At 59.8% G+C, this 5,358-nt stretch carries 6 protein-coding genes; 3 read left to right on the top strand and 3 right to left on the bottom strand.

Annotated features, from left to right (window positions below):
- The 3 genes from EN742_RS22825 to EN742_RS22815 all read left to right on the top strand — a co-directional run.
- Nucleotides 1-185 (top strand): response regulator (locus EN742_RS22825; protein ID WP_148670202.1); only part of this gene is annotated, 185 nt, incomplete at its 5' end.
- 13 nt (nucleotides 186-198) lie between these two features.
- A complete protein-coding gene (locus EN742_RS22820; protein ID WP_126056332.1) occupies nucleotides 199-1,347 on the top strand; it encodes a response regulator in 1,149 nt (382 codons plus the stop codon).
- A 381-nt stretch (nucleotides 1,348-1,728) separates the two neighbouring features.
- Nucleotides 1,729-3,147, top strand: a complete 1,419-nt coding sequence (locus EN742_RS22815) for a LuxR C-terminal-related transcriptional regulator (RefSeq protein ID WP_245455605.1) — start codon at nucleotides 1,729-1,731, stop codon at nucleotides 3,145-3,147.
- A 162-nt stretch (nucleotides 3,148-3,309) separates the two neighbouring features.
- On the opposite strand, the gene EN742_RS22810 is transcribed toward EN742_RS22815, so the two are convergent.
- From EN742_RS22810 to groL, 3 genes are all read right to left on the bottom strand, one after another.
- Nucleotides 3,310-3,528, bottom strand: coding sequence for a hypothetical protein (locus EN742_RS22810; protein WP_189375525.1), 219 nt, complete (start codon nucleotides 3,526-3,528; stop codon nucleotides 3,310-3,312).
- Between the two features lie 30 nt (nucleotides 3,529-3,558).
- On the bottom strand, nucleotides 3,559-3,789 hold the full coding sequence (locus EN742_RS22805; protein ID WP_126056334.1) for a hypothetical protein: 231 nt from the start codon (nucleotides 3,787-3,789) through the stop codon (nucleotides 3,559-3,561).
- A gap of 58 nt (nucleotides 3,790-3,847) precedes the next feature.
- The coding region (groL, locus tag EN742_RS22800) for a chaperonin GroEL (protein ID WP_128333303.1) at nucleotides 3,848-5,358 on the bottom strand (1,511 nt) is incomplete at its 5' end.

Raw genomic sequence — 5,358 nt, 5'->3', positions numbered from 1 at the left:
GGTATGAAGCGACCCGCCGCATCAAGGCCGACCCGGCGCTCCGGCACATTCCGATCATCGCCGTCACATCCTACGCGTTGTCGGGCGACGAGGCGAAAGCCCTTGCTGCTGGGTGCGATGGTTACATTGCCAAGCCATTCAGTCCGCGCCAGCTGCTTTCCGAGATTCGCGGGTTCCTTTCTTGAGGGAGGCAGCGCCTTGCACGATCCGCCTCGCATTCTCGCGGTCGACGATACTCCGGAAAACCTTGAGATCCTGCGCATGCGCCTCGAGGCGAATGGTTACGAAGTTGCAACCGCCGCCGATGGTGAAGAGGGGCTTGCGAAAGCCCGCGAACTCACGCCTGATCTGATCCTGCTCGACATCATGATGCCGAAGCTCGACGGCATCAGTGTGGTCCGCATGCTCAAGCACGATCAATCGCTGCGATCGATCCCCGTTGTTCTTGTCACCGCGAAGGCCGATACGCGCGACCTAGTCGAGGGGCTGGACGCTGGTGGCGACGACTATCTGACAAAGCCCTTCGAGCACAGGGCGCTGCTAGCGCGGGTGCGCTCGATGTTGCGCCAGAAGGCGCTTCACGACATTGTCGCGAGCCAGGCCAAACGCCTTGAGCACCAAGCCGCGCAACTTTCCGACTGGAACCGCTCGCTCGAGCAAACCGTGGCTGAGCAGGTGACGGAACTCGAGCGAATGGCGCGGCTCAGGCGGTTCCTGCCCGAACAGGTCGCCGACCTCATCGTTGCGGCGGGCAATGGAGATGCGCTCTTGCAGAGCCACCGCCGCGAGGTGACGGTTGTGTTTTGCGATTTGCGCGGCTTTACGGCCTTCGCAGAGACCGCCGAACCCGAAGAAGTAATGACAGTTCTGGCGGAGTATCATTCCTGTCTTGGCGAACAAATTGTCCGCCACGAGGGGACTCTTGAGCGGTTCGTGGGCGACGGTATCGTCGTGGTTTTCAACGATCCGCTGCCATGTGCCGACCACAGCGAGAGAGCTGTCTCAATGGCTGCCGCAATGCGCGACGCGATTGACGAGCATTCAGAGCGATGGCGCAAGCGGGACTATTTGCTTGGCTTTGGGATCGGCATTGCCAGAGGCCACGCAACCATCGGGCGCATCGGTTTTGATCAGCGCTCGGACTATGCCGTCATCGGCACTGTGTCGAACCATGCCGCCCGTTTATGCGAGGAGGCCAAATCGCGCCAGATTCTTGTTAGCCAACGGGTCGTCGGAGCTGTTGAGTCGCTGGTCGAATCCGTTCCTGTTGGCGAACTGACGCTGAAGGGCTTTCGCCGCCCGATGCCTGCCTATGAAATCGTGCGGTGGATCGGTCGGCCAAGCTAGTAGGCGCCCTCCGCCTCTTTCGGACGATGCGTCGCGTCGAACCACCGGCACAAAAGCAGCCCAACCATTGACCGATCTCGAAATCGCCGCAACAGGCAGAAAGTGGTCGTTCCGCGAGTGGCAACCAATGGCAGCCTAAATTAGAGGCGCAAACGAGCCTCCTCACCTGTACACGCCGATGTCTGCTTTTGTGATGCGGTTACGACCTCTCAACACGACCGCGATGAGGCGCGCCGCTAGCGCCGGTGGCCGCCAGACGGAACCACACAAATGCGGTGTTTTCGACCCCGCATTTGTAGTACTTTTTGCCCTCGCTAGATCTGGCTTCTCGCCGAAAGCGGTTCGAGGTTGAGGGCAATGCTTAGAGTCGTAGACAATCCCTTGACCGTTCTGTCGAACCGGGAGCGGATGATAGCGGCAAAGTTCGCTCAGGGGATGACATATCGTGAAATCGGCGAGATGTTCTTCATAGCGCCGGCCACGGTTCGGACCCATCTGTCGGCGATCTATCGGAAACTCGACGTTCGCTGCAAAGTGGCGCTCGCTGCGTTGCTTGCGGATCGCCGCCTCCAAGGACTCGACCAGTCACCATTCGAACGCCCTTCGACAGACCGGTGGGGGCCGCCTGTCGTCGCAGTTCTCCCGTTTGACAACCTCGGTGGAGAAGAACGGTGGACGCGTATCGCGGAAGGGTTGTCGGCGGACATCATCGTTGATCTCGCCCGTTACCCCGACTTGGGCGTGATAGCCCGCCAGACAATGCTCTCATACAAGGAGCGGCGCGATGATGTTCGATCCATCGGACGAGAGTTGAGTGCCGACTATGTGATGGAAGGAACCGTGCAAGCGGAGGGCCAGCGGGTACGCATCTGGGTGCAACTCGTCGACTCCCGCACAGGGGTCGATGTTTGGACAGCGCGTTATGATCGGTTTGCAGAAAACCTGTTTGCGATGCTGGACAGCGTGACCGAAAACGTCATCAATGTTCTTGCTACTTGCCACGGTCAACTCGCCAACCTGCGACGCGATGCAGTGCGTCGGAGGCCACCAACAAGTTTGCAAGCCTATGATTGCTACCTGCTTGGCCTTGAGCAGAAGCACCTTTTCACCCGAGCTTCGAACAAGGAAGGGATACGGCTACTGACGCGTGCAGTCGAGCTTGATCCGGGTCTTGCAAGAGCCTGGACCGCGCTGGCTCTTGCGCATGCTGTGGACGCTTGCAACGGGTTTTCCGATGATGTTTCTGTCTCGATTGAGAGCTGGAGCGCATGTGTCAAGCAAGCTTTGGCCCTCGATCCGGCCGATATTTACGCAAGAATAATGCTCGCTGATCTTCGGGCTTTGCAGGGCGACATCGACGCTGCTGTCGAAGAACATGACCGAGTGTTGGCGTCGTCCCCAAATAACGCTGACATACTTGCCTTGCTTGCAGGAAGCTTGGCTCTGGTTGGGAGCGATGCCAAGCATGGCTACGAATTGGCCAAGCGAGCGATCCGGCTAAATCCTAATGTTCCGTGGTACTTTGGAATGTTGGGGCGCTGCTGCTTTGTCCTTGGCCTGTACCGGGAATCGTTGGTTGGGCTGCGTCGGTCCCCGTCCGACTCGCCTGCCACGCTTCTGTTCTTTGCAATGGCTCATGCGATGCTTGGTGAAACCATGCGGGCCACCAAGATGGCTGCGCGACTGAAGGACGAGTTCCCGAGCTTCACTCCCGAATTGTTCATCAACACGTACCCGGTCACCAATCCAGCGGCCATTGCCGCAATCAGAGAGGGCTCTCGGCGTGCGGGTCTATCGTAACTTCTTTCCGTTTCTGAGGCCGGCAGCTTTCCTGAGCCAGCAGCCTTAGCACAAGCGGCGAATGACCGCTCAAAGGCGCGAAGTTGCCCTCCACAATATGGGGCCGGAGCGTCGATGTCCGATGGTGGGGATGCCCGAGCACCACAATGCTGCGCAATGACGTTAGATCACGGCTCTCATCCACGCCAGGAAAGGGCTCCACCACCCCGTCGGACCGTGCTGCATCCAGACGACATAAAAGCTGTAGCCCGGCAGAGACATTGGATGCGCCTTGGTGAGGGAGCCGTTTTCCAGTTCGCGGCCGACCACGACACTTAAAATCGCAATGGCTAGCCCGGCGACAACCGCTTCGATCGCATGCAGTTCCTCGCAAAAGTTCAAATCCCAGGCTTGTCCGGGGATCGGCTAGCACTAGCTCGTTGAACGGGTAGCTTCTGGGCTCGGCATGGTGTCCGTAAGTTTGCGAGCGGCCAAAAACATTATCGTGTACGCGGTTTTCCGCCGGTCCCAACCCGCAGCCGCGGTTCTGTCCAACAAATCGTCTAGAACCGGGTCGAGCGCGACCTTCAGTTCCGCTTCGTAGTTCAGATCGGTGGCCGCGTGTGACGGCGGCGGAATCACGTTGAAGTTCGTCACGTTCATGGCTCTATCCATTTGTCAGGTGCCCGCGCCTCATGGGCGCGGACACCGCCGTTTCTCGTCAGAAATCCATGCCGCCACTCGGCATTGCCGGCACCGCGGGTTCCTTCTTCGGCTTCTCGGCAACCATCGCTTCCGTCGTCACCAACAGGCCGGCAACCGATGCCGCATCCTGAAGTGCGGTCCGCACCACCTTCACCGGATCGATGACGCCCTCGTTGTAGAGGTCGCCAAACGCGTTGGTCTGTGCGTTCCAGCCCCAGCCGAATTCCGGCCTCTCGCGTAGCTTGCCTACGATGATCGATCCTTCCGCGCCGGCATTCTCGGCGATCTGTCGCACGGGCGCTTCGATCGCGCGGCGCACGATCTCGACACCGTGCTTCTGGTCCTCATTCTCGGCCTGAACCCTGTCCAGTGCCTTGGCCGCACGCAGAAGCGCCACGCCGCCACCCGGTAATACGCCTTCCTCGACCGCAGCGCGCGTCGCATGCATGGCATCGTCTACGCGGTCCTTGCGCTCCTTGACCTCGACCTCGGTCGAGCCGCCGACCCGGATGACGGCGACACCGCCGGCGAGCTTGGCTAGCCGCTCCTGCAGCTTTTCCTTATCGTAATTGGAGGTCGTCTCCTCAATCTGCGCCTTGATCTGGCTAGCGCGGCTCTGGATTTCGCTCTTCGAGCCGGCCCCGTCGACGATGGTGGTGTTCTCCTTTTCGATCACCACCTTCTTGGCGCGGCCGAGCATCGCCAGCGTGACATTCTCAAGCTTGATGCCAAGATCTTCCGAGATCGCGGTCCCGCCGGTGAGGATGGCAATATCCTCCAGCATCGCCTTGCGACGATCCCCAAAGCCGGGCGCCTTGACGGCAGCGACCTTCAGGCCACCGCGCAGCTTGTTGACGACCAGTGTCGCCAACGCTTCGCCCTCCACATCCTCGGCGATGATCAGCAGCGGCTTGGATGACTGAACGACAGCCTCCAGCACCGGGAGCAGTGCCTGCAGATTAGACAGCTTCTTTTCGTGGATAAGCACATAGGGCTCTTCCAACTCGACACGCATCTTGTCCTGGTTGGTGATAAAATACGGGCTGAGATAGCCACGGTCGAACTGCATGCCTTCGACGACTTCGAGTTCGGTCTCGGCGGTCTTGGCTTCCTCGACCGTGATGACGCCCTCATTGCCGGCCTTTTGCATGGCTTCCGCAAGGAAGCGGCCGATCTCGGCGTCGCCATTAGCCGATATCGTACCAACCTGGGCGATCTCGTCATTTTTGGTGATCTTGCGGGCATTGGTCTTCAGCTCAACCACGATGGCTTCGACGGCCTTGTCGATGCCGCGCTTCAGGTCCATCGGGTTCATGCCCGATGCAACCGCCTTGGCGCCTTCGCGAACGATCGCCTGGGCAAGCACGGTCGCGGTGGTGGTGCCGTCGCCGGCGATGTCGTTGGTTTTCGAGGCAACCTCGCGGACCATCTGCGCGCCCATGTTCTCGAACTTGTCCTCAAGCTCGATTTCCTTGGCGACGGTGACGCCGTCCTTAGTGATGCGCGGGGCGCCGAACGACTTGTCGA

Origin of the sequence: Mesorhizobium sp. M4A.F.Ca.ET.020.02.1.1 (genome assembly GCF_004022645.1) — a bacterium.
Taxonomy (GTDB): domain Bacteria; phylum Pseudomonadota; class Alphaproteobacteria; order Rhizobiales; family Rhizobiaceae; genus Mesorhizobium.
The sequence above is the reverse complement of the archived record's forward strand: the minus strand, read 5'-3'. Positions and strand labels throughout refer to the sequence as shown.

Coding starts and splice junctions, on each gene's coding strand:
- EN742_RS22805 (WP_126056334.1), bottom strand. CDS start 3,789: ATGAACGTGACGAACTTCAACGTGATTCCGCCGCCGTCACACGCGGCC.